A 26396-nucleotide genomic window follows, 5' to 3' on the forward strand; every position below is an offset into this window, starting at 1 on the left:
GAAAATACCGCCAATCCAGTGAGAGAACGTTTCGGACCCGGGGTGGTGGCGGCTGCGCCGGGCGGACAGGCCACCCATTCTCCCGCACTATCCTGCGGGAGATGGCCTCCTGATGATAGAGGCGGCGTCTCGGCGCCGGGTTTGGTCGCGTGCGGTGGAACGGCTGCAAAGACAGGAATAACGGAGCTGTCCATACCTGACAATCAGAGGTGAGGTTCGCATGAACCTCGACTCTTCAAAAATGTGGGATATTCGGAATACTGTTCTCCGGGGTCCGCTTAGAACCGCCGGAAGTCGTTTCTCGGTCGCGGGGGCCGTGCCTCATCGATCTTCAGGGTACGGCCTTCGAATACGGTGTCGTTCAGGGCTTCCTTTGCCGCCTCAGCCTCTTCAGGGCTGGACATCTCGACAAACCCGAAGCCTTTGCGCTCGATGACTCTGACGTCGTTTACCGTCCCGTACTGGCTGAATAATTCCTTGAGTTGTTCCTCATTTACCGAGTAGGTGAGGTTACCGACGTACAGCTTGTTGCTTTCCATTCAAAGATCCTCTTCACACATGTACGCTCAAACTTTAATTATCCTTCGGAAGAAATACTGGTGAGCGGTTTGGAGGCAGCTCTCCCGGTAAGGGGTCACACCTGCTGCCGGGGCCGTGCATCCCCGATGCACATAGGCGCCCCCAAGATCGATCCGCGGTGGGATACCCCTGAACCAGAAGGCCATCTGCCCTATGGGGTCACAATTGTGCGGATCTTCCCTGGGACAGATACTTTAATGGTGGCTTGGGTCATTTATATATACCTCTAGTAGATATTCGGGCGGCCCTCACCGCTGCCTATTACGGAGTTGATTAACTGGCGAATACACGAGGAAGACAGAACAATAATAGTGGCGAGATCGTACGAGTACGATTGCCAAAGAAAAGGAATCGCGAGATCTTCGGCCGGGCCGACCTGATGCTCGGGGCAAACCACATCCGCGTCCGCTGCGAGGACGGCGTCACGCGCACGGGAAGGATCAAGGGCAAGATCAAAAAGCGGCTCTGGATACGTGAAGGCGACCTCTTGATTGTCGTTCCCTGGAGTTTCCAGGACGAGAAGTGCGATATCATCTACCGGTACATCAGGCCCCAGGTAGACTGGCTCAAGAAGCACAACTATCTCAGCCAGTAATTTCTGCATTTTGCGCGCCGGGGTTGAGGCATTGTCGCCTGCCTCCGGCAGGGCCCCGCACCGGATCGGGGTGAACTCAACCTGAGTTTTGTCCGTTTCGGGAGTCTTTAGCGATAGCACTCGAGATATCCGCCACGATATCGGTATGCACCAGCACGAACGTTCTGCTCACCGACGCCGTTACGCTTGCCGCTATCTGCATGGTGAGCATGATGAGCCGCAGGGCATCCTGGATCGTTCCCCCTTCCCACATGCCCTGGATGCACTGGTTGGCAACCCTCTTCGTGATCTCGTTTCCCAGCACCACGAAGTTGCTCGCCCTCCCTTTCTGCATCACCCGCAGCCGCGAATCGGCGGCCTCGGCAATCGCGTAACTTCCTTTTGTAGCGTAAACCCTCTTTCTTGAGGTCTTCGCCCCCTCGGTCTCAGTCACCTCGCCGACGAGCACCCCATCCCGTTGCGAGACCTTGGTTTTGTCGTCCCTGACCTGGATCGTCACCCCGATCTCATCCGCCCGTTCTGCGAGTTCTCTGTCGGAGGCGATTGAACCATCGTAAAGTTCGCGCTCCAGCTCCTCGATGAGGGAATCCTCCCCTCCGAACGCGATCTCCCGCATATCCCCCGCCATTACGGCGCCCTGTTTTCCAATGAAAGCAATCACAAGCGTCATACTATAAACCCTCAACCCCCGGCACGGAGCAGGAAGTTGTGCTCACCCCAACTCTTCCTTACTTGTATCAATCTGTCGATGCCCCCCTGGATAGCCGTTTCACGCCGGGTTTCTGTAGTCCAAAGCTAGCTCCCTCCGGCAAGATGCCGGGCACACCAGAGCATGAAAAACGTTTACAAATTACAGTGGGCTTAAAAACATTTTTCATGCGTATATATATGCCGAAATTCAAGGACACTGTAATTTTCGGGGATTCTGGATATTATGTTTCATGTTAGATAAAAGTGCTCTAAATCTTATATTGACTTTTTAGATCAGCTAAAATCTGATATTTTGTCTTAAGATCACTTTTTGATAAAGGATAATTTCATATATTAAAATAAGAAAATACCCTCTTATGGCTGAAACCTTCTCGCAAGAGATCGGGGTACTCCAGGACGGCCTCACCGTCCAGATCCCGATGTTCTACAAACTTATGGCGAGCATGCTCACCGTTGCGGTCATCCCTATCCTCCTGCTGGGGATTGTCTCAGCGGGAGACACCGGGAGCGTCATCGCCACGCTCGGCCTGCAGAACAGCGTCATCATCATGACCCTGCTCACGGTTTTTATGGTTCTTATGTGGAGTTTCTTCCTTGCAAAGAGCATCACGACGCCCATCGAGGAACTCTCAAAGGCCGCGACCAGTGCAAGCCAGGGCGATCTCACAAACGTCGAGATCACGGTGACGAGCAACGACGAGATTGGTGAACTCGCAGTCGCGTTCAACCGCCTGATCAACTCTTACAGGATCCTGGACACCCTTGCCAAGGACGATGCCGAGTAGGGGAAACGGGCGGTGAGGACGCTTGTTTTCAAAACATTTGATGCGGTCGGGCAGGGTTACGAATGATGAATAAATTGCCGGAGGGTAAGGCAATCGGAGAGATGCAGGCGCCGCTCCGGTGGATCCTCTCTCACACGTCCCACTTTGTCGGGGCGGTGCGGGTCACAATGCAGGATGGCAAGGGGTTTGTGCTGGTGCAGAAGGGAGAACCTCTCGCCGCGCAGTTCATGCACCCGCTGAAATCCCTGAGCGGGCCGCCGGCGTTGAAGTACTTCGGCAGCCAGCCCATCCTCGACTTCGGCCTCTTCCGATACGAGCCCAGGGAGATGCAGGAGGCCCTCACCGTATCGGCAGAGATGCAGGCTCTTCTGCAGCCCGGCAACGGCTCTCCCGTGACCGACCGGCCCGCAGAGAACTACAGGCAAGAAGAAGCCGTGAGCGAAACCGTGGAGCACGAAGACGCTGTATCCCACGATGCGTCTCCCGGAGAAGGACCCGATTCGTTCGGGACGTTGCTGCGGCACCCCGGGGTGACCGGTGTTGCCCGTTTTTCCGACGGCCTCTGCATCTCTTCGGTCGGGAAGATCGATGCCGAGTATACCGTCGCCTTCGCCGAGGATCTGCTCCGGTGGGCGTTCCGCCTGGAATCGGTCGCGCCGTCAAACGGGTCGTTCGTCCAGATGGCGCTCTTTTATCGCGGTGGAAACGTTGTCATCGCTCCCTATGGTGATGAATACCTCTGTATCTTCACCCGGCCGGAGGTGCAGTTCGGCCAGGTACGACGGATGATCAAGGAGATGCAGGGCAGGATATGAACAAATCATGTACGAACCCCCTGAAAATCTCGTTCCTGCCGTTGGACAATCCTGCCTGAATCGACAGTTTTTTGCCGCTTTGGGCGGCAGAACAACCATTTTATAATAGTTGCTCCACTCACTCGCCCCTCATAGGGAGGAGACGAATGACGGCAGCGCAGAGCATGAGCGCGAGAGGGGCAGGGATCCGGCGACAGCGACCGTCCCGGAAGCCGGCAAAGCCTAATAGGCCACGTGGAAGAGAACAGCACGGCGAACGGGGGTATCCCCGCCCTGTAGCGGTTGCAAGAGGCGCCCGCTGACACGGGCGATCTGGAGGGGTGGCGATATGAGCGGGAAGAAGAAATGGGCAAAACGCGGCCTTGCATCAGCAGACGAAGCGACCCGGCAGCGGGTCGCGAGGATTGGCGGGATGGCGCCGCACACCGAACGGGGCCTCCAGGCCGCAAGCATCGAGACCCGTCGGCGGGTTGCGAGTGCCGGAGGCAGGGCACCGCACGGAGCACGAGGTCTCCAGGCCGCCGACGAGGAGACACGGAAGCGTGTTGCACGGGCCGGTGGCAGATCCCCGCATGTGGAGCGGGGCACCGGGGAGGATCGAAGGAGGGGAGCCCGTAAGGGTAACCGCTTCGCAGTCGGCCGGGAGGGCCCCTCATAGGGGGGACCCCCGGCAGTTCACGCGCTCACGGGGAGAAGAGATCGTCTGCTTCCTTCCCCTGCAACTGTGGTCCCCAGGCCGGCGACCGCCGGGGTTTCGCTGTTGACGGGTATCGGGCGTATGCCGCCCCCGCGCCCTTCAGGAGCGACGGGTAGTACCGGGCGACGTACTCCTTCACCATCCGGCGGGATGAGAACCGGGGACCGTTGCTCCTGATCGCCTCTTTCATCATCTTCACCCACCCGTGGGGGATATCGTCGATGGAGCGGTCGTAGTAGAGCGGGATGACCTCCCTCTCCAGGAGGTCGTAGATCGCTGCGGCGTCGATGCCGTCCCTCGCCCCGCAGTCGGCCGCCGTTTCCCCGAACGCCCAGCCGTTTCTGCTGTTGTAGCCTTCGATCCACCAGCCGTCCATGATGGAGAGATTCAGCACCCCGTTGAGCGATGCTTTCATCCCGCTCGTGCCGCTCGCCTCCATCGGGGGCAGGGGGTTGTTCAGCCAGACGTCGACGCCGTGCACCAGGTACCGGGCAACCTGGTCGTTGTAGTCCTCGATAAACGCGACCCTTCCTCCGAATCCGGGGTCCTGCGTGTAGCGGTAGATCTGCCGGAGCACTTCCTTGCCCTCGTTGTCGGCCGGGTGAGCCTTGCCGGCGAAGATGATCTGGACGGGTCGCCAGGGGTTGTTTAAGATGCGTTTCAACCGTTCCAGGTCATCGAAGATGAGGTATGCACGCTTGTAGGTCGAGAACCGCCGGGCAAACCCGATCGTCAGGACGGAGGGGTTGAGAAACGCGCCTTCGACCGCGGAGTTCGGCGCCCCACCAGGACGTGCCGTCCATCGGAGCCGCTCACGCTCCCGGAGCCGGTTGATGAGTTTTGCCTTCAGCCAGAGATGGAGTTCCCAGAGTTCGGCGTCCGGGATCTCGTCGATGAGTTCCCACATCACCGGATCGTCGTGCTCCGGGAGCCAGTCGGGCGAGGTCGGGCCGATATGCCGGTCGTAGAGCGCCTTCATCCGGGGGTTCAGCCAGGTCGGCACGTGGACGCCGTTCGTGACGTAGTCGATGGGCACCGCCGCTTCCGCGGGTCCGGGCCAGAGGCATTTCCACATATCGCAGGCGACGGCCCCGTTTGCACGCGAAACCCCGTTATGATGCGCCGACGCGCGCAGGGCGAACGCAGTCATGTTGAACCCCGAGGCGGGGCTTTCCGGGTGGACACCGAGCTGCAGGAACCTGATCCGGTCGATGCCGAGCGCCGCGTAGTAGGGCGCGAAGTAGCGGTCGATGAGGTCGACGGAGAAGACGTCGTGGCCTGCAGGAACGGGTGTGTGCGTGGTGAAGACGGAGGTTGCCCGCACCTCCTCGAGCGCTTCCTCGAACTCCATCCCCCGCTCGACCCGCTCACGGATCCGCTCGAGCAGCGCGAACGCCGGGTGACCCTCGTTCAGGTGCACCGCCGCGTACCCGATACCGAGGGCGTGGAGCACCTTCCTCCCGCCGATGCCGAGGACGATCTCCTGCCGGAGCCGCTGCTCCTGGTCACCGGCATACAGCCGGGACGATATGCCCCGGTTCTCGGGGTCGTTGCAAGGGATATCCGTGTCCAGGAGGTAGAGCGGAATCCTGCCGACCTGCACCTTCCGGACGGCGACGTAGATGGGCGGGTCGATGTGGGGAACCCGGACCACCAGGTCTTCGCCGTCGGCGTCGAGCACCGGGAAGACGGGCGCCGCATCGCGGTCGAGGGGTTCGGTGACGTCCTCCTGCCAGCCGTCGTGGTTGATCTGCTGGTGCAGGTAACCCTGCGAATAGAGGAACCCGACGGCGACCATCGGGAGACCGAGGTCGCTTGCCTCTTTTAAGTGGTCTCCGGCGAGGAACCCGAGCCCCCCTGCGTAGATAGGAAGCGAGTGGTGAAGCCCGTACTCCGCCGAGAAGTAGGCGACCGTCAATGGAGGCCGGTCGTCGTACTCCTCGGAGAACCAGGTCCCGGCAGTGCTCATGTACTTCCTGAACCGGTGCATGACGATCTCGTAGCGGCGGAGGTACTCCGGGTCCGCCGCCGCCCTGTTCAGGAACTCGACCGGAATCTCGCGCAGCATCCGGACCGGGTTGTGGACGCTTGCTTTCCAGGCCTGATGGTTCAGTTGCTTGAAGAGTATCCGGGCTTCCGCGTTCCAGCTCCACCAGAGGTTGTATGCGAGGTCGACGAGCCCGGAGAGCCGCTCCGGGACGTGATCGAATTGATCATGTATGGAGTATTCCATGAATCCTGTCCCCTTTTGGTTGGTGTACTGTCCCTGTTTATTATTATATATGTTTCCATATTTCCTCAGACTGTTGAGAAAATAAAAAATAAAAGTTAATATGGTGCTTATTGGGATGTGTCAGGGTCTTGGGCGGGTGCCCCCGGTAAATGGTGTGGCAGGAGAGGGACCGGAGGTTCAAGGGGTTGCTCGGCTACTTCCTGCTGTGATCCTGCCACGGGGCGGTAGGGTGACGATGTAGGGCGGGTTTAACTCCCCTGTTGGTTGTTTCGCTCTTACCTGTTGCAGATGGTGTGCACGGATTTCCACTGGATATCGCCACTAGGGGTGGGGCTGACGGGGAGTGCGATGTTCCGACAGGAACGGAGCACGAGAAGGCCGAAGGCCTTTGAGGGGGGAGCATCCCCCCTCCCCTGTCTCCACGTTGTAACGAATCTCTGTAGCCCCCACCACCCGCGCTTCGCGCTCCTCCCGCCCCCAGGGGGGCGGGCAGTGCGTGGCGATTGCGATGATTCGGTAGAACTGGAGCAGGAGCACCACCAAGTGCGATATGTGACTGGCCGAAGGTGCGCAGCCCCGCAATCCAGCTTTCTTGGCTGGTGTATCTAGCGATACTCGAAATCCATTTTTCGATATCCGCCCTTCCTTCACCACCTTCCATAGATCCCCGTTACCTCGGCGAACTCCCGCATGCTCTCTTCCCCTGCCTGCTCCGGCCGGAGCCGCCATTCCCAGTTCCCGTCCGTTGTGCCCGGCCGGTTCATCCGCGCCTCCTCCCCGAGGCCGAGGATGTCCTGCATCGGGACAATGACGGTATCGGCGGGGGAGAGCATCGCGAGACGGATGAGGATCCGGTGCATTTCATCGCCGCTCACCGGCCCTCCGATGTAGCGGAACAGGAGGTTCTTCTGGTCGTCGGAGGTCTCGTGCTCGAACCACCCCCGGACGGCGTTGTTGTCGTGTGTCCCCGTGTAGACGACGCAGTTTTTTGTGATGTTGTGAGGTGCGTGGGGATTTTGTGCGACGTCGCCGGAGAAGCCGAAGGTCAGGATCTTCATCCCTGGGAACCCGAAATACGCCATCATCTCATGGACGTCGGGAGTGATGTAGCCGAGGTCTTCGGCGATTATGGGAAGGCACGACCTGCTCCGTGCAAGCAGCGTGAAGAGGTCCCTGCCGGGTGCGTCGACCCATTGCCCGTTCTGTGCGGTCTCTTCCCCGCCCGGAACCTCCCAGAACTGCACGAACCCCCGGAAATGGTCGAGGCGCAGCCGGTCGACGAGGGTGAGGGTGCGGTCGATCCGGCTCTCCCACCACGCGAATCCCTGCTCCCGGTGTGCATCCCAGTTGTAGACCGGGTTCCCCCAGAGCTGCCCGGTCTCGCTGAACATATCCGGGGGAACACCTGAGACAGCGGCCGGCTTCTTCTGCTCGTCAAGTTTGAAGAGCCCCGGGTTTGCCCAGAGATCGACGCTGTCGTAGGTGAGGTAAATGGGGATATCCCCGATGATCTGGAGGTGGCGCATGCGGCAGTGGTTCTTGAGCACCCCCCACTGGTGGTCGAAGACGTACTGGAGAAACTTCTCGCGGAAGATCCGGTCGGCAAGTTCGGTGCCGCGCTTTTGAAGCGCCTCCTCGCGCCGGTCCCGGATCCCGACCGGCCAGTCTCCCCAGACCTTCCCCGAAAACTCCTCCTTGAGGGCCACGAATAGAGCGTAGTCGTCGAGCCACGAGACGCTGTCGGCTGCGAAGTCCTTATAGCGGAAGTCGGGCCCGCGCTCCTTGAACCGCGCGAACGCCTTATCAAAGAGGCCGTTCTTGTAGTCGAGAACCGCCTGGTAGTCGACCCGGTCCTCCGGGAAGCCTGGCGGGTCCGCGATATCCTCCGGAGCGAGGAAGCCGTCTGCGACCATCTGTTCGGGGCTGATAAGCCAGGTGTTGCCGGCAAACGCCGATGTGCCCTGGTAGGGCGAGTTGCCGAACACCGGGCATGTCGGGTTGAGAGGGAGGATCTGCCAGAAGCGCTGCCCTGCCTGGCTGAGGAGATCCACGAACCGGTACGCCGCGGGTCCGAGATCGCCGATCCCGTACGGCGACGGCAGCGACGTGATGTGCAGGAGAACCCCGCTGCTCCGCCGGTTCATACCCGTCTCCCCCCTACGTCACCCGCACGCCGAGGCATGCCGCCACCCTCCCGAAGGCCTCCACCCATCTACCTGCACCCCCGTCACCCCGGCCGGCACGCTCCCGCGCCTCCGCATAGTGCCCGCGCATCCCGACGCAGATGTTCTGGCTCTCCCATAGAGCGAGCGGTAGAGGAAATACCTTTGCACACCTGACGATGCGGGAGACCTCTTCGAGCGGAGCGGGATCATCCGGTCGGGCCGCTGCCGCCCGGAGAACGAGCGTGATCCGCCTGCTCGCCGCCTCCCCGAGGGCCGCGAGATCGGGCTCGATACTCTCTCTCCGCACCTCCTCCGCGAGCGCGAAGAACCGCCCGGGGTCGGGACACCCCTCCTTGAGCATCGCGAACAGCCGTTCGGCGCGGGCGTGCGCCTGAAGACGGACGGCGGCTCCCGGTGCGGGGATCCCGAGGTCGTCAAGCACTCCGATCAGCGCCGCCGAATCACGATAAACCCGGGAGACGGTGTCCCCGATACCGGGTGCGATCTCGCGGGCGACCGCCCATCGCTCTTCATCGGAGAGGTCGGACGCGGTGTAGACCCGGGAGAAGGTTCCGGGTATCGTCCCGGCCGGATCGGAGTTATCCCATACCGTCCTGAACGCCTCGCCGGCCCCGGGTTCGCGCACACCGATGACAACCCGGTCGATCCCGCTGAAGCACGCGCCCGTATCGAAGAGCGCCTCCTCCCCCGTCGCTCGCGACCGCACCCGGACGGTCCCGAGGATACGGCGTTCTTTCGCGTTCAGGCGGTACGGCCAGTCTACGCCGACGGCGTACATCCCCGACGCAGCCGCAGGGTGCTCGAGGCCGAAGAGCGCATAGAGAGCAGTCCCGGCCGCGATCCGGGACAGATCGACCGCCGCCGGCAGGACCAGGGCGTCGTAGACCTCCGCCCCGGTCGCGTACCCCGGATCGTTCACCGGAGCACGGCGGAGGAACTCCACGAACCGCACCTCGAGGTCGAGCCCGAGAACCTGCCGCGCAAGATCCATCGCCCGCTTCGCGTGCCGCATCACCTGAACGCTCCCCGGCTCCGTGATGTCGTCGAAGAACCAGCCGCAGCTCGTCTGCATCAGCATCGCCTGCCGCTCCGCTTCAAGGAGGGAGAGCACCCTCTGCCGGCCTTCGGCATCGATGCCGCCGGGCGCGTGCCGCGCGAAGAACGCCGCCACGCACTCATCCGACCACCCGGCGAGGACGAGATCGACGGCGTCGTCGCGGGCCTCAGCGGGGTCGCGGACGAGAGGAGTGAGCGCCTCCTCCGACCGGGGAGCGAGAGCGTCCCTGACCATCTCGATCGCCTCCCGGAGCGGTCCGCGCCACGCCTGCGACCACCCGGGGTGTAGCCCGCTATGGCACCCGCACTCCCCACGCCACCGCTCGATGCCGTGGGCGCAGCTCCAGGACGTCCTCTCGCAGACGGCGGCCTCGTGCGTGGGCGGGTGGACGTCGAGGTACTCGCCGTAGACCGTGAGGCGGACGTCGCGGTGCGCCTCGATTTCCCGGAGGCAGTAGGCGAGCGCCATCTCACCGAACTCGCGGTGATGGCCGTAGGTCTCGGCGTCGGTCGCGATATGCACGAGTTCCGGGCGGCCTCTCTCCCGGGAGAACGCGCCCGTCAGCCGGTCGGCAAACCGCCGCCCGTCGGAGAGGAGGTCGCCGAACGCGACGTCGCGGGAGATTGCCCCATCGTAGAAGAAGACCGCGATGCTCCCCCCGGAAGGCAGGCGGCAGAGGTAGGGCATCCTCGTCTCGACCCGCCCGTCCGGGATGTCCGTCCAGCCTTCTTCCCCGATCGCCCGCACGCCTGCGGCCTGGTGGGGGGCGAGGACGGTGTACCGGATCCCTGCTGCCGCCATCAGATCCAGCGACTCGATATCGACCGCCGTCTCCGAAAGCCACATTCCTTCGGGTTCCCGGCCGAACCGTGACGCAAAGTCACGGACACCCCAGGCAACCTGGGTGTGCTTATCCCGCCGGGCCGCGAGCGGCATGATGACGTGGTTGTAGCAGCAGGCGATCGCGGACCCGTGGCCGCCGTAGCGCTCCCGGCTCTCGCGGTCGGCGTCGAGAATCGCACCGTAGATATCCGGCCGGTGGCGCTCGAGCCAGGCAAAAAGCGTCGGTGCGGCCGTGAAACTGATCCGTGCGTAGTTGTTCACGAGTTCCTCGATCATCCCGTCATCATCGAGGATGCGTGCGGCGGTGTTCGGGGCGTAACACTCCGCGGTCACCCGTTCGTTCCAGTCGTGGTACGGTGCGGCGGAACGCTGCACCCCCACCTCGCCGAGCCAGGGGTTCTCGCGCGGGGGCTGGTAGAAATGCCCGTGGATGCAGACGGCACGCATCAATCGTCACGCCCCCTCGGGACAGAAGACGACCACCCCGAGCGGGGGCAGGGTGAGCGGAAGCGAACACGACCGGCCGTGGGCCGGGATTCGCTCCGCTTCCACCCCGCCGAGGTTCCCGACACCGCTCCCGCCGTACTCGACCGCATCGCTGTTGAGCACCTCTTTCCAGAACCCGCCGAACGGGACGCCGACCCGGTAGTCGTAGCGCGGCACCGGGGTGAAGTTGCAGACGACCAGGACGACGTCGTCGGCCGACCGCCCCCGCCGCAGGTAACTGACGACGCTCTTCTCGACGTCCGAGAAGTCGACCCACTCGAACCCCGCCGGATCGGCGTCCCGCTCGTGGAGGGCGGGTTCCCGCCGGTAGAGGCGGTTCAAGTCGGCGACCCACCGGAATACCCCCTGGTGCGGGGCGTACTGCAGGAGGTTCCACTCAAGCCCGGTCTCGTGGCCCCACTCAGACCACTGCCCGAACTCCCCGCCCATGAAGAGGAGTTTCTTGCCCGGGTGCGTGAACATATACCCGAAGAGGAGACGAAGGTTCGCCCGTTTCCGCCACTCGTCGCCGGGCATCTTCCCGATGAGCGAACTTTTCTCGTGAACGACCTCGTCGTGCGAGAGGGGGAGGACGTAGCGCTCGGAGAACGCGTACCATATGCTGAACGTCAGGAGATCGGGACGGTACTTCCGAAAGACCGGGTCGAGCGTGAAGTAGTCCAGCGCATCGTGCATCCAGCCCATGTTCCACTTCAGGTCGAACCCGAGCCCCCCGGTTGCGGTCGGGGCAGTCACCCCCGGCCAGGAGGTCGCCTCCTCGGCGATGACGAGGACGTCCGGGAAGTTTGCGTGGATGGTGTCGTTCACCTTCCGGAGAAACACCATCGCCTCGAGGTTCTCCCGCCCGCCGTAGACGTTCGGCGTCCATTCTCCGGCGCTCCGGGCGTAATCGAGGTAGAGCATCGAGGAGACCGCGTCGACCCTCAGACCGTCCGCGTGGTAGCGTTCGAGCCAGAAGACGGCGCTGCTGATGAGAAACGACCTGACCTCGTTCCTCGCGAGGTTGAAGATGCAACTCTTCCATTCCGGGTGGTAGCGCTGGCCGGGAAGGGCATGCTCGTAGAGGTAGGTGCCGTCGAAGTAGGAGAGGCCGTAGCCGTCGGACGGGAAGTGGGACGGCACCCAGTCGAGGATCACCCCGATCCCGCGCAGGTGGAGGTGCTCGACGAGGTGCATGAAATCCTGCGGGGTGCCGAACCTGCTCGTGGGGGCGAAGTAGCCGAGCGTCTGGTAGCCCCAGGAGGCGTAGAGCGGGTGCTCCATGACCGGGAGGAACTCGACGTGTGTGAACCCCGCCTCGAGCAGGTAGTCGGCGAGTTCGGTTGCGATCTCCCGGTAGTTCATGCACCGCCTCTCCCCCTCCGGCATCCGCCACGAACCGATATGAGCCTCGTAGACGGATATCGGGCCGTCCGGGGTGTTCGCCTCTTCCCGGCAGCGCATCCACGACCGGTCGCGCCAGGCGTAGGCAGTGTCCCAGACAACGGACGCGGTCTTCGGCGGAACCTCCCAGAAGCGGGCGAACGGGTCGCCCTTCTCCACGCGGTAGTCGTGGTACCTGCTCCTGATGTGGTACTTGTAGAGCGCTCCCTGGCCGAGTTCCGGGACGAACCCCTCCCAGATGCCGGAGTCGTCGCCCCGCGCCGCGAGCGGGTCTTCGCCCGCCTTCCACCCGTTGAAGTTTCCGATGACCGAGACTTCCGCGGCGTTCGGCGCCCAGACGGAAAAGAACGTCCCCTGCACACCGTCGGCGACGGCGGGATACGCGCCCAGTTTCTCGTAGAGGCGGGTATGGTTCCCCTGCCGGAAGAGGTAGACGTCGTAGTCGGTGACGAGCGTCCCGGTCTTCGTGATATCGGGCAACGTCTGCTGCATGCTCTCACCCGTCCCATGTATCTTCATCGCGGCCTGCCGGAGGGATGCCCCTGTAGACGCCGAGCATCCGTTCCGTGACGACGCCCCACCGGAACTTCTCCATCACTTTCCTGCGCCCGGCTCTCCCGAGTTTCTGCATGTAGGCCGGATCGTCGATGAGGTGGCAGACCCCCCAGGCGATCGAGTCCGACCGGACGGGCACCTTGATCCCGTTCCTGAAGTTATCGATGTTTTCGGCGAGCCCCCCGACGTCGGTCGCGACGACGCAACGCTCCGCGCTCCAGGCCTCCGTGAGGACGAGCCCGAACGGCTCGTTCCTGCTCGGGATGGCGACGAGGTCGCAGGCGTTCAGGAGCCGGATGTGATCTTCGTCGGAGACGTAGCCGAGGAACTGGACAGGAAGACCGTGCGCCATCCCCTCCAGGTAACCGCGCATATCCCCGGTGCCGGCGAAGAGGAACTGCACGTCCCAGCGTTTGGCGAGGATCTCGGGTATGGCCTGCATCAGGAGGTCGGGCCCTTTCTGGTAGGTGAGGCGCCCGACGAAGAGGACGACCGGCGCGAGCGGGTGGATGCCGTAGCGTTTCTTCACCTCGCCCGGGTCGACCCGGGCGCGGTAGGCATCGGGGTCGATGCCGTTCGGGATGACGGTGACCTTCCATTCGGGGACGTTGTAGAGCCACATCACCTCGGTCTTTGTCGAGTTCGAGACGGTCGTGACCGCCTTCGCGATGTAGCCCCCGTACCACTCTTTGCCCGATATCTCCTGAAACTCCCACCAGCCCCCGAAGTTCCCCCCGTGCCGCCCGTACTCGGTGGAGTGGAAGGAGAGCACGGTGTTTCGTTCGCGGAGGGCATGCAGCGCCTCAACGAGATGCCAGTCGTGGAAGTGGAGGATGTCGAACGGCGGCGCGTCGTAAGCGCGGAATGAATCCACGAGCATGTTGCTCATCGTCCTGCAGTACTCGATGATGTTGTCGCCGTACGGCAGGCAGTAGTGGTAGTGGACATTGTTGATCACTGCATCTCCCGGCTCTCCCCGCGTGAAGAAGTGGACCTCGTGGCCCTTCCAGGCGAGGCGCTCGGCGAGGCGGGTCGCCGCCGGCGCAAGGCCGCCCACCTTGAACGTGGAGTGGAGCGACTCCCAGCAGAAGAATGCTAACTTAAGCGTTTCCATAGTTTGTTGATCCTCTTCTTAATCATCGTTCGGAGTCTCCTGCGGTCGTAGATGCCCCAGATCTTCTCCGCCAGTTGCGTGTCGCCGATGACCTGGGCGATCCAGCGGTTGAAGTCTTCCCGCTCCACGTGGTACCGGATGACATCGTCCGGGGCAAACTCGAGCATATTTGCGAGTTCCTGAAGACTATGGGCGGCGTACCCGGCCGGCCGGTCATATGACGAGAAGTAGAACGCCTTATCCGGGGGGACGCAACGGAGCGAGAGAGCGGCCTTGGGCGACCGGGCGATGGTTGCAGACCGCTCCTCGGCGTGCGAGAGGATCCGCATAAATGAGGCGAAGTAGTCGTAGGTCACCTGGTGGCTGACGGCGTGAAGCGGTTTTCCGCACGAGGTCGAGCGCATGGCCATCCGGCGAATATGCTCGGTCTCAAGGAGGCAGCGCCAGACCTCCGCGTCTGTCACCAGGCCCCCGGCCTCCTCGAGAGCCTCGAGGGCGGACTGCTGCATGATGGTCCTCTGCCGGCCCGGCAAGCCGGTCGGGTCGCCGGTCTCCCCGATCTCCTCGATCTCCTCGTGCGGTGGAAGCCGGGCAGCGTTTGAGGGGAGTATGGTCTCTATCCCCTCCGTGGCGAGGGCGGACGGGAGCGCACGCAGGAACTCGAGGATGCCCGCCTCGAGGCCGATGAAGTCCCCGAAGATGCGGTAGTCGAGGAAGAGCGTGATGCAGTCGCCGGGGGATACGGAGAGCCACCCCGCATACTGGTCGGCCATCAGCGGCCACTTGTCCCACCCCCGCCACGGAAACCGCACGGCGATGTCGTCGGCGAGATCGCAGTGGGTGACGAGGACCGGGAGGCCCCGGTAGGTGTAGGTATGGTTCGGGTCCCTCTCAAGAGCGGGCCCCTCCCCTCCCTCGATGATGACCGCCTCAATTCCGGCCCCGGCAAGCGCCTCTGCGGTGGCCGGGGTGATCGGGTAGTCGGTATGCGCAAACGTGGTCGGCGTGACCGAGAAGTGCTTCTTCATCAGGTTTCGGTGCATGAGAAGTTCGTCCGTGAACTCCGTGAGATCGGTGAACTGCCCGGCGACGCTGTGGTAGTAGGTCCCGGCGAGGAGTTCGGCGTTTGGGTGGGTTGCCGCACGGGAGAGAAGTTCGAGCATCTCCGGGTACCACGCACCGAGGTTCTCCACCACCGTTCCGGATATCGCAAAGGCGCACGTAAACCCCTCATCAAGGAGTTCGAGGAGGAGTTCCGTCGTCGGTCGGAAGGAGCGGTCGATGACCCCTCCCAGGTCTTCCTTCACGTCCGGGTTAAAGTAACTCTCTTTTACGTTTCTCTTTCCCTTTACCAGATCAGGTTGAAACCCGGGATTGAGATAGCATGGATAATGAATATCGAATCCCAGGCAGACCTTCGGTGGATTTAAGCCCTCGCCCGTCATCGGTGGTAGATGTCCGTTTCCGTATATAAATGTCGTCGGCTCCGGGGCGCCATCGATCCTGTCCGCCTCTCCCGACTCCGATGCACCGACGGCATGCGGGAAGGCGTGAACGGCGATGCTACGGCGGGAGGTTAGGATTGCCGTCGCCCGGCCAAAAAGTTCTAAAGCGGCCTCTCCCGATCACCCTCCAGGAAGTGTGGGTGCATGGACTACCTGGAGGAGTTTCCCGTTCTCGTCATCGACGACGAACTGCACTCGGATACTGCAGAAGGCCGGGCGTCGCGCGAGATCGTGAAAGAACTGAAACGCGAGAACTTCCCAGTCATCGAGGCGCTGACCGCCCGCGACGGGGTTCACGCATTCCTCTCGCACCCCCACGCAAGCTGCATCGTCATCGACTGGGAACTCACGCCGGAGGCCGCGGACGGCACGCTCACCGCCGCGGATCTCATCACCCTCATCCGGGAGAGGAACCCGAAGGTCCCGATATTCTTGAACACCGAGAAGCTCGCGATCTCCGCCATCCCTCTCCGTGTCATATCCCGGATCGACGGTTACATCTGGAAACTCGAGGACACCCCCGGCTTCATCGCCGGCCACATCAAGCGGGCGGCAACGAACTACCTCGCCGACGTCCTCCCGCCGTTCTTCCGGGGGCTGATGGACTACGTCGAGGAATATCGCTATTCCTGGCACACGCCGGGGCACATGGGCGGCGTCGCGTTCCTCAAGAATGCCGCAGGCCGGATCTTCTACAACTTCTTCGGGGAGAACGCTCTCCGGGCGGACCTCTCGGCCTCGGTGCAGGAACTCGGTTCGCTCCTGGAGCACTCCGGCGTCGTCGGGGAGGCGGAACGGAAGGCCGCGGAGGTCTTCGGGGCCGACCGGACCTACTTTGTCACCGGCGGCACGTCGGCTGCGAACAAGATCGTCTGGCTCGGCACCGTCACCGCCGGCGACGTCGTCCTCGTGGACCGGAACTGTCACGCGTCGGTGATGCACGCGATCGTCATGACCGGCGCCGTTCCGATCTACCTCATCCCGGCCCGGAACGAGTACGGGATCATCGGCCCCATCCGGAGCAGCGAGTTCCACCCCGGGGTTATTGCACAGAAGGTCCGGGACTGCCCGCTGATAAAGGACCCCGCGTCGCAGGCGATCAGGATGGCCGCGGTCACGAACTCCACCTACGACGGGATCTGCTACAGCGCGGAGAGGATTGAGGAGCAGTTGCGCGACACCGTCCCGTACATCCACTTCGACGAGGCGTGGTCGGGCTACGCCAGGTTCCACCCTCTCTATGCCGGGAGGTTCGGGATGCACGAGAAGGATGCGCCCGGCCCGACGGTCTTTGCCACCCAGTCGACCCACAAAGTTCTCGCCGCATTCTCGCAGGGCTCGATGCTCCACGTCAGGCAGGGCCGGGGAGTTGTCGATCACCCGCGGTTCAACGAGGCGTTCATGATGCTCACCTCGACCTCCCCCCAGTACACCATCATCGCGTCGCTCGACGTCGCCGCCAGGATGATGGCCGGGCACTCGGGGAGGTTCCTCATCGAGGAGACGATCGAGGAGGCGATCGTCTTTCGAAAGAAGATGGTGACGGTGGCCGAGGAGATCCGGGCAGGGAACCATACCCGGGAGGACTACTGGTGGTTCACCGTCTGGCAGCCCGACTGCATCATGGACGGGGAGACGGAGCGGCCGCTTTCTGAGGCGGATGATATGCTCCTCAGGAATCACGCCGGCTGCTGGCTTTTGAACCCGTATGACGCCTGGCACGGTTTCGACGGCATCGAGGAGGGCTACGCCATGCTCGACCCCGTCAAGGTGACCATCCTCACCCCCGGGATCCTGCCGTGCGGGGGCATGGAGGACCGCGGGATACCGGCGGCCGTCGTCACGAAATACCTCAGGAAGAGCGGGATCGTCGTCGAGAAGACCGGATACTACTCGTTTTTGGTCCTCTTCACGCTCGGGATCACCAAGGGCAAGTCCGGGACGCTGCTCGCGGAACTCTTCCGGTTCAAGGCGCTCTACGACGGCAACAGTCCGCTCGAGGAGGTCTTCCCCGACCTGGTGCGAGAACACCCGGCCCGGTACGCGGGCCGTGGCCTTGCCGACCTCTGCCGGGAGATGCACGGCTACCTCCGGGACGAGTCGATCGCCGCCACGCTCAGGAACGTCTACACGACGCTGCCGGAACCGGTGATGACGCCTGCTGAGGCCTACCGCCGCCTGGTGCGGGGCGAGGTGACGCCGGTGCCCGCGAGCGAACTCGAGGGGCGGACGGTCGCGGTGATGGTCGTCCCCTACCCGCCCGGCATCCCGGTCGTCATGCCGGGGGAGCGGTGCACCCCGGCCACGCGGGCGATCGTCGATTACCTCGTCTCTCTGCAGGACTTCGACGCCCTCTTCCCCGGGTTCGAGAACGAGGTGCACGGGGTGGATGTTGTCGTGGCGGAGGACGGGCGCCGGGTCTATTATGTTTATTGCGTTGAGGAGTGACCTGGCCGGCGTTCACTTCCGCACCCTGCCGCGGGGGAGCGAGAGATGCCCACGGTGCGGAGGACGGTGAAGACGATGAAGATCGCGGTCGCGAGGAGGTACGAGGAAGCCACGGAACTGAGCAATACGGCGTCGAGGGCGAACTCGGCGGCGATGGAGGGGAGGGCGATGTTCACCGCCGAACTCATGAACGGGGTGAGGAACGCGGCGAGGGTGGCGACGATGAGGACGGTCCGGCGTTCGGCGGTATCGGGGGCGGGCATGGGGTTTTTTCTTCGGTACTGAAATTGGGGCGACCGGGGAGTAAAAGGTTGTGATACGATGCGTGTCGGGTTGCGAACCTGCTCGCAGGGGCGAGGATGGTCGGCGGCCGGGCGAAGGTCGGTGATGCCATCGATCTTCACGGTGCTCACGCCCCGGGCGTTCCGTCCGTCGCACTCACGAATCGTCGCAAGTCACCCTTTCGGCGTTTCGACTCCTTTCCCTGCGGAAAAGCCGCACAGCAGAGCCTGGTTCCCAACCGGCAGCACACGAGAGCGGGGGTACCGGTCGGATTTCGTATCCTCCGAGAGGTCATGGTTCGAGGCATTCCCGGGCACGGCTTTCCATCGGGTATCGCCGTGATAGCCCCCGAAGGAATACGATGAAAGCCGGATATGGTCGGTTAGTCCGGCATCATTGCACTACGACATAGACCGCGCGACCTTCCTTGCCGCGAGAACGGTTGTTCTCCTGTGCCCGCTTCCCTCAGGGTGGGATGGATAACTTCACTTTTGCAAACAGTCGACGGACGTGTAAAGAGAAAGGACAGAAAACATAAATGGCCTGACGCCTAGGTCGTTGTGCGGATGCTTAAAATCGTGGAGGCTCACCCTATCCGTCCAAGACCGGATGAGCCCCCCCACTGCCCGAAGGCAAGAGATAGATTTGCACTCCCTGTACTTAAGAACTGTGCCTCTTTGCCTCCGGGGACGTTAGAGGAGGCAAACAGATGAAAGAAACAATTGGACCGCGGGCACTTTCCATGCTTCTCGCTGCATTGCTGGTGAGCGGAACGATGGTGCCGGCGGTGAGTGCAGAGAATGAATCAAGAGGCTGGCTCGATACGTTCGACCAGTGGGTTGAGCCAAGGGATATGTCGATGTACAATCCAGTTATTGAGACCCCTCAGAGGGTTCCGATCACCGAGGAGATCGCGCGGCAGCACCCCGGAGTAATCATTCTGGATCCGAAGAGGGTATCAGAATTCCAGGTGATCGATGCTGATGTGGTTCCAACCTCTCCCGGTAAGGTATCATTGACGCTACAAGCTGAAAGCAGCGACCCCGGCACCAGGGATTTAATGCCGGACGTGAGAATGACCCAGGGAACTATCTCCTGGTACTGGACGCAGGACACGTTTGTCTACCACGAGATCACGATCCACAACTATGCTTCTTCTGCAGCGAGCGGGATGGTCATCCTCTGGTCGCTTAAGGATGGGTATGGGTGTGGTGTACCCTTCTCGGATCTTGCAGCGGGAGCGGACCTCACTGTGACGGTTCCATTCGAGGTTCTCCCACAGCATAGTTCCATCGGAATAAAACCGATGGCAGTCGAGATCAGAGTTGATCCGACCGGCCTTACGTCGTGGATGGCAAGAATGCCGATCGATGCCATAGAGAAGTATAACAACGATGCGGCGCATCTCTTCGATCCTGACGGCGGAGAAAACCTCGAGACAAGTGATCTATATCATTTCCCATTCAGTGAGGGATATAGGGTGTTACTCGAAGCAGCGCAGGCGGCTGATGGTACGACAGAGCCGTATCAGTCTGCCTACGAAATAATGCAACGGGTTCATGATATGATGGAATATAATAACGAAACAATGTACGTTGAGTATATATTTTCTGATCTGTATACCCTAGACCATCCGTCTCCCATAAACGGAAAATATCAAGGGGTCTGCGATGAGTATGGGACCCTGTATACCGCCTTCACCCGCGCACTGGGCATCCCGACGCGATTCCTATCGTTCACCATGGAACTGCCTTCCGGTAATATAACAGGGCATGCTATTGCAGAATCATGGAACGGAAATGCCTGGATCCACTCGGATCCAACATGGGATGTATTTGACAATCCCCAGGTTTACAGGGCAGCGGGAAACAACCACATCAACATCACCATCTACGGTGACGCCGATGACTCCTATTACACGCAGGACCCGAACGACCCGACCGGCGATGGCATTCTCAGGTACGAAGATTTCAGAACGCAGATTCTCCTCGGAGAGGTTCCGAGGTATAACTAACCCTTTTTTATGTCGAAAAGCGTTGTCCTTCTGATGCTCGGTCTCATCCTTGCGGTGCTTGTCTGCAGCATACCCGCAGATGCGGTCGTGACGCCTCTCCCTGGGCAGGGAAACCAGACGGGAATTCTGTTTGGGGTTCACCCGAACGCGAAGACCAACGAGACGATCACCGCATTCATCGCTGAACATGGGGAGATCTGGTGGCATGAGAGCACGTACAACCACACGCATGAGTACGTGTACATCGTGCCGGCGAACGCCTGCGAAGAACAGCTCGTCTATTTAAACAAGATTAGAGCCGATGAACACGGCGGCGAACCGTCTATCGGAAACATCTGGATTATCGGCTGCGATGAGGCGCTGCCCCTGGCCGCGGAACTCACCTTCCCGAAGATTTTTGCGAAGTACCCGGCGCTCAGCAACGACGGCGGGGTGCGGTCGTACGTCGAGAATCAATCCCCTGGCCGCTACGAGGAAGTTACGACCAGACCTTCGCGGACGCAGGTCTACTTCATCAACGATACCGGCGTGTTCACGGAGTATATCGTCGACCTCTCGGGAGGAGAGATCGTCTCCACCACGTATGTCTCGGAAGAGAACCTCACGGTCGGGAGAGCCGAAGCGGAGACGCAGGCCCTCTCCGGACGGTCCCCCGACGCCCGCGTCGAGAACATCGTGCTGAAAGTCTACGGCGGCGACCGGATCGTCTGGGAGATTACGGTCTGGGCCGGTCAGAAGACGGATGTCGTGCAGGTCCCCTCGGACCTGGCGCCCGGGCAGTCGCTCCGAACGACGACGCCGGGATTCGGAGCAGCCCTCGCGGTTCTCGGTGCCGGGATGAGTTTTGTTCTGTGCCGGAAGCGGCGATAGGACCGGAACGACGAGCAGACCTTTTGCGGGAGATCCGCCGATGGGCGGATGTGCGGCTGTCCGGGCCAACCCCGAAAAAAAGTAGTGCCGGCGGGGATCGATGCCGGGGGTTGGGGGGAAAGTAGGGAAATCCGGGTGTGAGCGGGATTTGCCTAAGGTTAGGGTGGATAGCCGGGAATACAATATGCTACTTGTTGAGGAATTAGTCCTAACTGCAGCGACGGAGAACCGGTTTTGGAAATTAACCTGACGCCGATGAACACCACTGCATCCATTGTCTCGGTGACGCTGGATACCTCAGAGCACTTCCGCCACCGGATCCAAGGCACCGACATTCGCCAGGCGATGGCAGTTCTCAAACCCTACCAGCAGGATATCGACGCTCGGGTCACCATCCCGTGCAATCCCGGGAAACGAAACCGGAAGCACGACGTTGTGCAGATACGGTTTATCGCGCTCTATAATGCCCTGAACGATGACTATCATACCTTCTTCACCAACATTCCTGCCCAGGATCTTTCCGGAAAGGATGTTGGTGCCCTGTATGTGGCACGACGGGATAGTGAAAATCTCTTCCGGGAATTGAAAAGCGAAAATCTTCTGGATCGCCTGCAATCGAAGAATGAGTATATTACGGAGATTTTTCTCCGGATTCCCATTATCCGGGTGAGGATCAGCCGGAAATTGTTCGGTACCGCCCGGAAGATCCTTGGCGCCCCGCTGGTCACCCGGCTGAAACAGCGACTCTGGTCCATTGTGTTTGCCGAGAATGCACGACGAATCCTTGCCAGCCTGATGCGAGAGAACCGGAATCTCCGAGTGTTTGAACCCTGGTGGGAGATCTGGAAGACCCTCGTAACCGGATCGATTTCTGCCCACGTTACCCGACTGACACACACCTCTCAGTGGTACCGTAGGGCTGAGCAGAGCAGGATTCGCCTGCTGCTCGAGATGTGGCTATCGAATGATTTCCAGGATGTGCACCGGGGTGGCCACGCGCTGAGTGTAGGGTGGTCGGGATGATGCCGGATCACCTGCCGGGGGGGTACGGTGCCGGGCAGGGACCTGCCCGGGAGAGAACAATGAAGAGGAGAGGAGCGGGTTAGCCGGCGGTACTCTTTACATTAACCGATAACAGATTCAAATTATTTACACGTCCGGGTTTTGTCGGAGAAAGAGCCCTGGTTCCGTCGTGAGTAATCTCTTGCTTCAACGGTTATTTTTCGGAAAAGCCCCTTGAGGTGGGGTTTAATATTCCGCGCAACACCTTTCCCGCACTGCGCTTGTCCTTCAGAAAGGCGCGGAGTGGACGATTCCCGGCAAAATGCCCGTGATCCTGCGTGCTATTCCGGAGACGCTCGGGTGATCTCTCACGTGCCGAGATCGACGTACTGCTTGCGTATATAAAACGTGTAAAGAAATTGGACAGAATTTTTATACGGAGGTCTTCCGATGTCTCATCGGTGGATTCTGATGAAGATCAGCCGCGTTATAGGACTTCTGGCCGTCGTCGCCTTCATCGTGCCGGTGGTTTCAGCTGCAGGTATCGGAAGCGAAAATGACGGAGTCGCGGGACTTCTCTCGCAGGCGGACGGGTATGGAACCCGTGAGTATTTTACGATCACACAGGGGGAGACTGATTCTCATCTGCTCAATGTACCAGCTGGGATGTCCTTACTGAATGTTTACTTAAACTGGTTTACCCCGGACCACTCCCTGGAATTGGAGATCTACAGACCGGATGGAAGCCTGTATGGTTCGTACCATGACAACTATGGTGGACGTCCAGATGGAAAGATCCGCATAGATATAAGCAGCCCTGCATCAGGTACCTGGAGACTTAACGTGTATGGAGAGAGTGTGACAGGAACCATTCCGTATATTTTGAATTGCAATGCTTATGCTTAAATGATTACCTCTCACACGCTTTCAACAAAGCCGAACACCTACCAAACCAAATCTTTTTATTGATACCGGTTTTATGTAAATCCATGGTCATGCGGGTGCGGATTGCCGGAATCGCTCTGGCCATCCTCTGCCTCGCACTGCTGCCGTCTGCCGCATGTGCTACTGCCGTTCAGGACGCATATCCGGAGAAGGTGCCGTTGGATCCGATGCCGGTGTACGTCTGGAATCTCCCCCTGGAGATTGTTATTCTCGGACTCGTATCCATATTCGTTCCGGTGCTTTTTATCCCGATGCAGCTTGTATTCTCGCTGCTCACATGGTTGCATTTCGGCCATAAGAGGGTCCTGCACAATAACGTCCTTGAGAACGAAACCCGGAATGCAATGTACCTATGCATACGCGATAATCCGGGAATCAATACAAGCTCTCTCTCCCGGTTGCTCGGGATGAATATCGGAACCCTCCGCTACCACGTAGAGATGTTATGCAGGATGGGAACGGTCGTCCCCGAGCCGAACTGCAGAGGTATGAGATATTACGTCGACACGGGCGCCTGTTCTGATCTGGAACGAAAGGTGGCGGGATATCTCAACGAGCAGTCAAAGAGTCGGATACTCAATATCGTTTTGCAACACCCGGGAAGCACGAGAAAAGAGATCGCGTCCCGGCTCATAATGTCGGGCGCGAACGTCACCTGGCATATGAAACCGCTGCTCCGGGACAGCATTGTCAGAGACGAGAAGAAAGGACGGTTCGTACGCTACTACCTCTGCGCCGATGCGAAAGAGTGTGTACAAGCCCACGGATCGTGGAAGCCCACGATCGCCGGGGGGCGTGTGTCCGGCACCGGTATCTGATTGCCGTTCGACAGTTCTCCATAACTACACCGTTTGCCTCTTTTCCCGGATCGCCCCGCGGCTTATCGAGGATGTGTTCAGAGTCTCCGGGCGCCGCCTGCACGTCATGCATGGACGACGGAGTCGGCCCGGGCGATCTCCTGCTCGGGGAAGAGGATGATGTGATCCGATATGCTCTCTGCGGTCGTAATCCCGCCCGACTGCCCGATCTCCGGGAAGATCTCGATCATATGCCGGGAGGCTTCGGAAGAGAACGTGGCCTCCTTCAGGGGACGAAGCGATCCGTCCGCGAAGGCGTACAGGTCGCCGTTGGTTTTGTTGTAGGTCATTGGACCGTCGTGTTTGAACGTCGTGAGCGTTATATTGTATTCTCCGTGAGTGAGATCGTCAAACTCGATCCTGTCGACCTCGCGTAATATGGCGAGGGGATGTACCCCCTGCATGGGGAAGTCAAATATCTGGTCGTTATAATACACGTTGCCGCTCTGGTGGACATATACCTCGTACGCGTGCTCCTCCCCGTCTACGTAGCCGATCCAGTGGAGTCCGGTGCACTGCACTGTTCCGTCTTTGTCGATATACTGGTTCAGCTGGATGAGCACGGCCGACTCGTTCGAAAACGCCTGCTCCTGTGCAAGCGTATTCCAGAGGTCAACCAGATCGGGTCGGCACTCCCGGGCGTCGAAAGAGATATGCATCTCTCCCCTGGTGACCTCGGGTTGCTCGGGCATGTAGAAGTAATGCACAAAGACGAGAGTGATGAGGATGCTCCAGATGACAATCTGGCTCTTTTTCATGGGACCTCCGGATAGGAGCGTCCTGGTTTCGACGGGTTTTTGTACGGGTTGAAGGTACTGTCACTCATGGCTGATACAGTTTATGCAATCGGCCGGCAGGCCTGCCTGTCTATCGACAGAACCCGGTAGTTCGGGTGCAGGGCGCGCGCAAGTGCGGCAGTCTGAGGCTGCTGCGTCCTGTACGGCATTACCGCCGTGAGAATGGGTTCTCTCCTGTGCCCTCGTCTTCCGGGGAGGGTTCTCTCCGTTCATTTTCGGCAAATATCTGCGGACGTGTAAATGAATCTGACAGAATTTCTAAATAGCTCTGTGTTCAAGCCATTGTGTGGACGCTTTGAAACAGCGTCCGCAAAAGTGTGGGGCTGCCCATCCCTGGTTGACGACCGGATGACGCGCCCCGCATGCCCAGAGGCAAAGGGAACGTACGCGTTCTGCGTACTTAAATATGTGCCTCTTTTGCCTCCTGGGAAAGAAACAGGAGGAAAGCAAATGAACAGAAACATTGGAATGCGGGCACTCTCCGCGCTTCTCGCCGTGCTGCTGGTGAGCGTGGGCGTTGTGCCGGTGATGGCGTGCGAGCCCGGAACACCTTGCGGCGATGCCAAACAAGACATGCAAAAAACTGATCTGTCGGGCCTGGAGAAGTACGAGGCTGTTGCTTCTGCACTGAATTTGGACGATGTGCGAAAACTCTCAGAGATCCCGCGTTCCGAAGATCTGAGTAAGATTGTCGAGAATGCTGAGACATTCTCTCTCGATAAAGAACTTGAAGATGGATCCATCAATCATATGACGGCTGTAGTACTGCCCGTTGAATCCGTTATCGAAAAAGGCGGCTCTGTCCAGATATCAAACGTCGTTGCCGTCTGGGATAGCGACAATACTCGGGTACTCAAGTACACAAACACGTATCAGAATGGGTCCCTGTATAAACTCACGTTCGCTAGAATCGGCAGCAATGGAGATGTCCTTGAAGAAATTATCGTCGACGGAGGTTCCCTGGTCGAGGGCATGCCAGAGCAGTTCATTACGACAGCTGAGGATGATGATTATTGGCCTTGCGTAGGCGAGTGTATCATCGGAGATTGTATCTGTGCGATTGTAGGAACTACCTGCCCCGGGCTGCCACTCTGCGACGTCTGTGTAATTCTGCTGCGGCCCTGCGCTGCTCTGCCGAGTGCAGTTTCTTGTGCACCTGCCGCGGCTTGTCTGGGGATAGAGGTAGCATGGTGTATGGGGCAATGTATGTGAACCAGGGTAGCCCCATCATTCTTTTTTTAAGGTGGATATGATGGTGGTACAAAGGGACTCTCAATCCATATTGGCTATTGTAGTAATCGGACTCATTTGTTCCGGTTGTGTAAGTACAGACATTAGTTCTGGTACACCTCTGGAAATAGCCATAGAGAAACAGCAAAATATCGAAAATTTAGCGTATATTGAAATACTTACTTTGAACATAGTCAACGAAACGAGGGCAATTGAATATGACGTACTTTTACAGAAACCAGATAGATTTCGAAAGATTGGCTCTGTTGAATTCCTTCCAGACAACGACAATCACGACTGTTTGTACTGCCTTCGTTAGGTTATGGAGGATCACTTTGATCTTGATCTCTTTGACCTGGTACCAGTATTTTCGTGCCTTTAGTTCC

The 26396-nt window shown here is 60.1% G+C and carries 21 protein-coding genes; 11 read left to right on the forward strand and 10 right to left on the reverse strand.

Features of this window, described 5'->3' with window-relative positions; translation table 11 throughout:
- Window positions 1-278: 278 nt before the first annotated feature.
- Window positions 279-539, reverse strand: a complete 261-nt coding sequence (locus tag FGW20_RS10685) for an RNA recognition motif domain-containing protein (protein ID WP_011844098.1) — start codon at window positions 537-539, stop codon at window positions 279-281.
- A 317-nt stretch (window positions 540-856) separates the two neighbouring features.
- On the opposite strand from FGW20_RS10685, the gene eif1A reads away from it, so the two are divergent.
- A complete protein-coding gene (gene eif1A, locus FGW20_RS10690) occupies window positions 857-1174 on the forward strand; it encodes a translation initiation factor eIF-1A (RefSeq protein WP_301678095.1) in 318 nt (105 codons plus the stop codon).
- 76 nt (window positions 1175-1250) lie between these two features.
- On the opposite strand, the gene FGW20_RS10695 is transcribed toward eif1A, so the two are convergent.
- On the reverse strand, window positions 1251-1844 hold the full coding sequence (locus tag FGW20_RS10695) for an MJ0548 connectase family domain-containing protein (RefSeq protein ID WP_301678078.1): 594 nt from the start codon (window positions 1842-1844) through the stop codon (window positions 1251-1253).
- A 397-nt stretch (window positions 1845-2241) separates the two neighbouring features.
- Here FGW20_RS10695 and FGW20_RS10700 point away from each other — a divergent pair, with 397 nt between their 5' ends.
- From FGW20_RS10700 to FGW20_RS10710, 3 genes are all read left to right on the forward strand, one after another.
- Window positions 2242-2670 (forward strand): HAMP domain-containing protein, encoded by a 429-nt coding sequence (locus FGW20_RS10700; RefSeq protein WP_301678079.1) that lies wholly within the window; start codon window positions 2242-2244, stop codon window positions 2668-2670.
- A gap of 62 nt (window positions 2671-2732) precedes the next feature.
- Window positions 2733-3485 carry a roadblock/LC7 domain-containing protein gene (locus FGW20_RS10705; protein WP_301678080.1) on the forward strand — a complete coding sequence of 251 codons (753 nt, stop codon included), beginning with the start codon at window positions 2733-2735 and terminating at the stop codon, window positions 3483-3485.
- Window positions 3486-3813: 328 nt separating this feature from the next.
- Entirely contained in the window at window positions 3814-4143 is a 330-nt protein-coding gene (locus tag FGW20_RS10710) for a hypothetical protein (protein ID WP_301678081.1), read from the forward strand.
- Window positions 4144-4168: 25 nt separating this feature from the next.
- Here the strand turns inward: FGW20_RS10710 and glgP are convergent, their stop codons facing one another.
- From glgP to FGW20_RS10740, 6 genes are all read right to left on the reverse strand, one after another.
- Window positions 4169-6415 carry an alpha-glucan family phosphorylase gene (glgP, locus tag FGW20_RS10715; protein ID WP_301678082.1) on the reverse strand — a complete coding sequence of 749 codons (2247 nt, stop codon included), beginning with the start codon at window positions 6413-6415 and terminating at the stop codon, window positions 4169-4171.
- A gap of 647 nt (window positions 6416-7062) precedes the next feature.
- The gene (malQ, locus tag FGW20_RS10720) at window positions 7063-8559 is read right to left on the reverse strand and encodes a 4-alpha-glucanotransferase (protein ID WP_301678083.1); all 1497 of its coding nucleotides are present in this window, start codon (window positions 8557-8559) and stop codon (window positions 7063-7065) included.
- A 13-nt stretch (window positions 8560-8572) separates the two neighbouring features.
- A complete protein-coding gene (locus FGW20_RS10725) occupies window positions 8573-10948 on the reverse strand; it encodes a DUF3536 domain-containing protein (RefSeq protein ID WP_301678084.1) in 2376 nt (791 codons plus the stop codon).
- A 6-nt stretch (window positions 10949-10954) separates the two neighbouring features.
- Window positions 10955-12883 (reverse strand): 1,4-alpha-glucan branching protein GlgB, encoded by a 1929-nt coding sequence (glgB, locus tag FGW20_RS10730; protein ID WP_301678085.1) that lies wholly within the window; start codon window positions 12881-12883, stop codon window positions 10955-10957.
- Window positions 12884-12887: 4 nt separating this feature from the next.
- Window positions 12888-14060: a glycosyltransferase family 4 protein gene (locus FGW20_RS10735; RefSeq protein WP_301678086.1), complete on the reverse strand. Its 1173-nt coding sequence runs from the start codon at window positions 14058-14060 to the stop codon at window positions 12888-12890.
- Window positions 14042-15505: an alpha-amylase gene (locus FGW20_RS10740; RefSeq protein ID WP_367617948.1), complete on the reverse strand. Its 1464-nt coding sequence runs from the start codon at window positions 15503-15505 to the stop codon at window positions 14042-14044. Before FGW20_RS10740 ends, FGW20_RS10735 begins: the two co-directional genes overlap by 19 nt.
- Before the next feature lie 204 nt (window positions 15506-15709).
- Between FGW20_RS10740 and FGW20_RS10745 the strand changes: the two genes are divergently transcribed.
- A complete protein-coding gene (locus tag FGW20_RS10745) occupies window positions 15710-18013 on the forward strand; it encodes an Orn/Lys/Arg family decarboxylase (RefSeq protein WP_301678088.1) in 2304 nt (767 codons plus the stop codon).
- Here the strand turns inward: FGW20_RS10745 and FGW20_RS10750 are convergent.
- Window positions 17995-18417: an MFS transporter gene (locus FGW20_RS10750; protein ID WP_301678089.1), complete on the reverse strand. Its 423-nt coding sequence runs from the start codon at window positions 18415-18417 to the stop codon at window positions 17995-17997. The genes FGW20_RS10745 and FGW20_RS10750 overlap by 19 nt on opposite strands.
- Before the next feature lie 587 nt (window positions 18418-19004).
- Between FGW20_RS10750 and FGW20_RS10755 the strand changes: the two genes are divergently transcribed.
- The 5 genes from FGW20_RS10755 (at window position 19005) to FGW20_RS10775 (ending at window position 23944) form a co-directional block, all read left to right on the forward strand.
- Window positions 19005-20309, forward strand: a complete 1305-nt coding sequence (locus FGW20_RS10755) for a transglutaminase-like domain-containing protein (protein WP_301678090.1) — start codon at window positions 19005-19007, stop codon at window positions 20307-20309.
- 33 nt (window positions 20310-20342) lie between these two features.
- Entirely contained in the window at window positions 20343-21179 is an 837-nt protein-coding gene (locus FGW20_RS10760) for a hypothetical protein (protein ID WP_301678091.1), read from the forward strand.
- A gap of 234 nt (window positions 21180-21413) precedes the next feature.
- Complete coding sequence (locus FGW20_RS10765; protein ID WP_301678092.1) at window positions 21414-22202, forward strand: hypothetical protein; 789 nt, start codon at window positions 21414-21416, stop codon at window positions 22200-22202.
- A 450-nt stretch (window positions 22203-22652) separates the two neighbouring features.
- Window positions 22653-23087 (forward strand): pre-peptidase C-terminal domain-containing protein, encoded by a 435-nt coding sequence (locus tag FGW20_RS10770; RefSeq protein WP_301678093.1) that lies wholly within the window; start codon window positions 22653-22655, stop codon window positions 23085-23087.
- Window positions 23088-23170: 83 nt separating this feature from the next.
- Window positions 23171-23944, forward strand: coding sequence for a winged helix-turn-helix transcriptional regulator (locus FGW20_RS10775; RefSeq protein ID WP_301678094.1), 774 nt, complete (start codon window positions 23171-23173; stop codon window positions 23942-23944).
- A 104-nt stretch (window positions 23945-24048) separates the two neighbouring features.
- Here the strand turns inward: FGW20_RS10775 and FGW20_RS10780 are convergent, their stop codons facing one another.
- Entirely contained in the window at window positions 24049-24741 is a 693-nt protein-coding gene (locus FGW20_RS10780; protein WP_066958510.1) for a hypothetical protein, read from the reverse strand.
- A 489-nt stretch (window positions 24742-25230) separates the two neighbouring features.
- Here FGW20_RS10780 and FGW20_RS10785 point away from each other — a divergent pair, with 489 nt between their 5' ends.
- The gene (locus tag FGW20_RS10785; protein ID WP_276833766.1) at window positions 25231-25992 is read left to right on the forward strand and encodes a hypothetical protein; all 762 of its coding nucleotides are present in this window, start codon (window positions 25231-25233) and stop codon (window positions 25990-25992) included.
- The last annotated feature ends 404 nt before the right edge of the window (window positions 25993-26396 follow it).

This window comes from Methanoculleus methanifontis, assembly GCF_030464365.1.
GTDB classification, from domain to species: domain Archaea; phylum Halobacteriota; class Methanomicrobia; order Methanomicrobiales; family Methanoculleaceae; genus Methanoculleus; species Methanoculleus methanifontis.

Coding starts and splice junctions, on each gene's coding strand:
- FGW20_RS10685 (WP_011844098.1), bottom strand. CDS start 539: ATGGAAAGCAACAAGCTGTACGTCGGTAACCTCACCTACTCGGTAAAT.
- FGW20_RS10695 (WP_301678078.1), bottom strand. CDS start 1,844: ATGACGCTTGTGATTGCTTTCATTGGAAAACAGGGCGCCGTAATGGCG.
- FGW20_RS10700 (WP_301678079.1), top strand. CDS start 2,242: ATGGCTGAAACCTTCTCGCAAGAGATCGGGGTACTCCAGGACGGCCTC.
- FGW20_RS10705 (WP_301678080.1), top strand. CDS start 2,733: ATGATGAATAAATTGCCGGAGGGTAAGGCAATCGGAGAGATGCAGGCG.
- FGW20_RS10710 (WP_301678081.1), top strand. CDS start 3,814: ATGAGCGGGAAGAAGAAATGGGCAAAACGCGGCCTTGCATCAGCAGAC.
- glgP (WP_301678082.1), bottom strand. CDS start 6,415: ATGGAATACTCCATACATGATCAATTCGATCACGTCCCGGAGCGGCTC.
- malQ (WP_301678083.1), bottom strand. CDS start 8,559: ATGAACCGGCGGAGCAGCGGGGTTCTCCTGCACATCACGTCGCTGCCG.
- FGW20_RS10725 (WP_301678084.1), bottom strand. CDS start 10,948: ATGCGTGCCGTCTGCATCCACGGGCATTTCTACCAGCCCCCGCGCGAG.
- glgB (WP_301678085.1), bottom strand. CDS start 12,883: ATGCAGCAGACGTTGCCCGATATCACGAAGACCGGGACGCTCGTCACC.
- FGW20_RS10735 (WP_301678086.1), bottom strand. CDS start 14,060: ATGGAAACGCTTAAGTTAGCATTCTTCTGCTGGGAGTCGCTCCACTCC.
- FGW20_RS10740 (WP_367617948.1), bottom strand. CDS start 15,505: ATGACGGGCGAGGGCTTAAATCCACCGAAGGTCTGCCTGGGATTCGAT.
- FGW20_RS10745 (WP_301678088.1), top strand. CDS start 15,710: ATGGACTACCTGGAGGAGTTTCCCGTTCTCGTCATCGACGACGAACTG.
- FGW20_RS10755 (WP_301678090.1), top strand. CDS start 19,005: ATGAAAGAAACAATTGGACCGCGGGCACTTTCCATGCTTCTCGCTGCA.
- FGW20_RS10760 (WP_301678091.1), top strand. CDS start 20,343: ATGCTCGGTCTCATCCTTGCGGTGCTTGTCTGCAGCATACCCGCAGAT.
- FGW20_RS10770 (WP_301678093.1), top strand. CDS start 22,653: ATGAAGATCAGCCGCGTTATAGGACTTCTGGCCGTCGTCGCCTTCATC.
- FGW20_RS10775 (WP_301678094.1), top strand. CDS start 23,171: ATGGTCATGCGGGTGCGGATTGCCGGAATCGCTCTGGCCATCCTCTGC.
- FGW20_RS10780 (WP_066958510.1), bottom strand. CDS start 24,741: ATGAAAAAGAGCCAGATTGTCATCTGGAGCATCCTCATCACTCTCGTC.
- FGW20_RS10785 (WP_276833766.1), top strand. CDS start 25,231: ATGAACAGAAACATTGGAATGCGGGCACTCTCCGCGCTTCTCGCCGTG.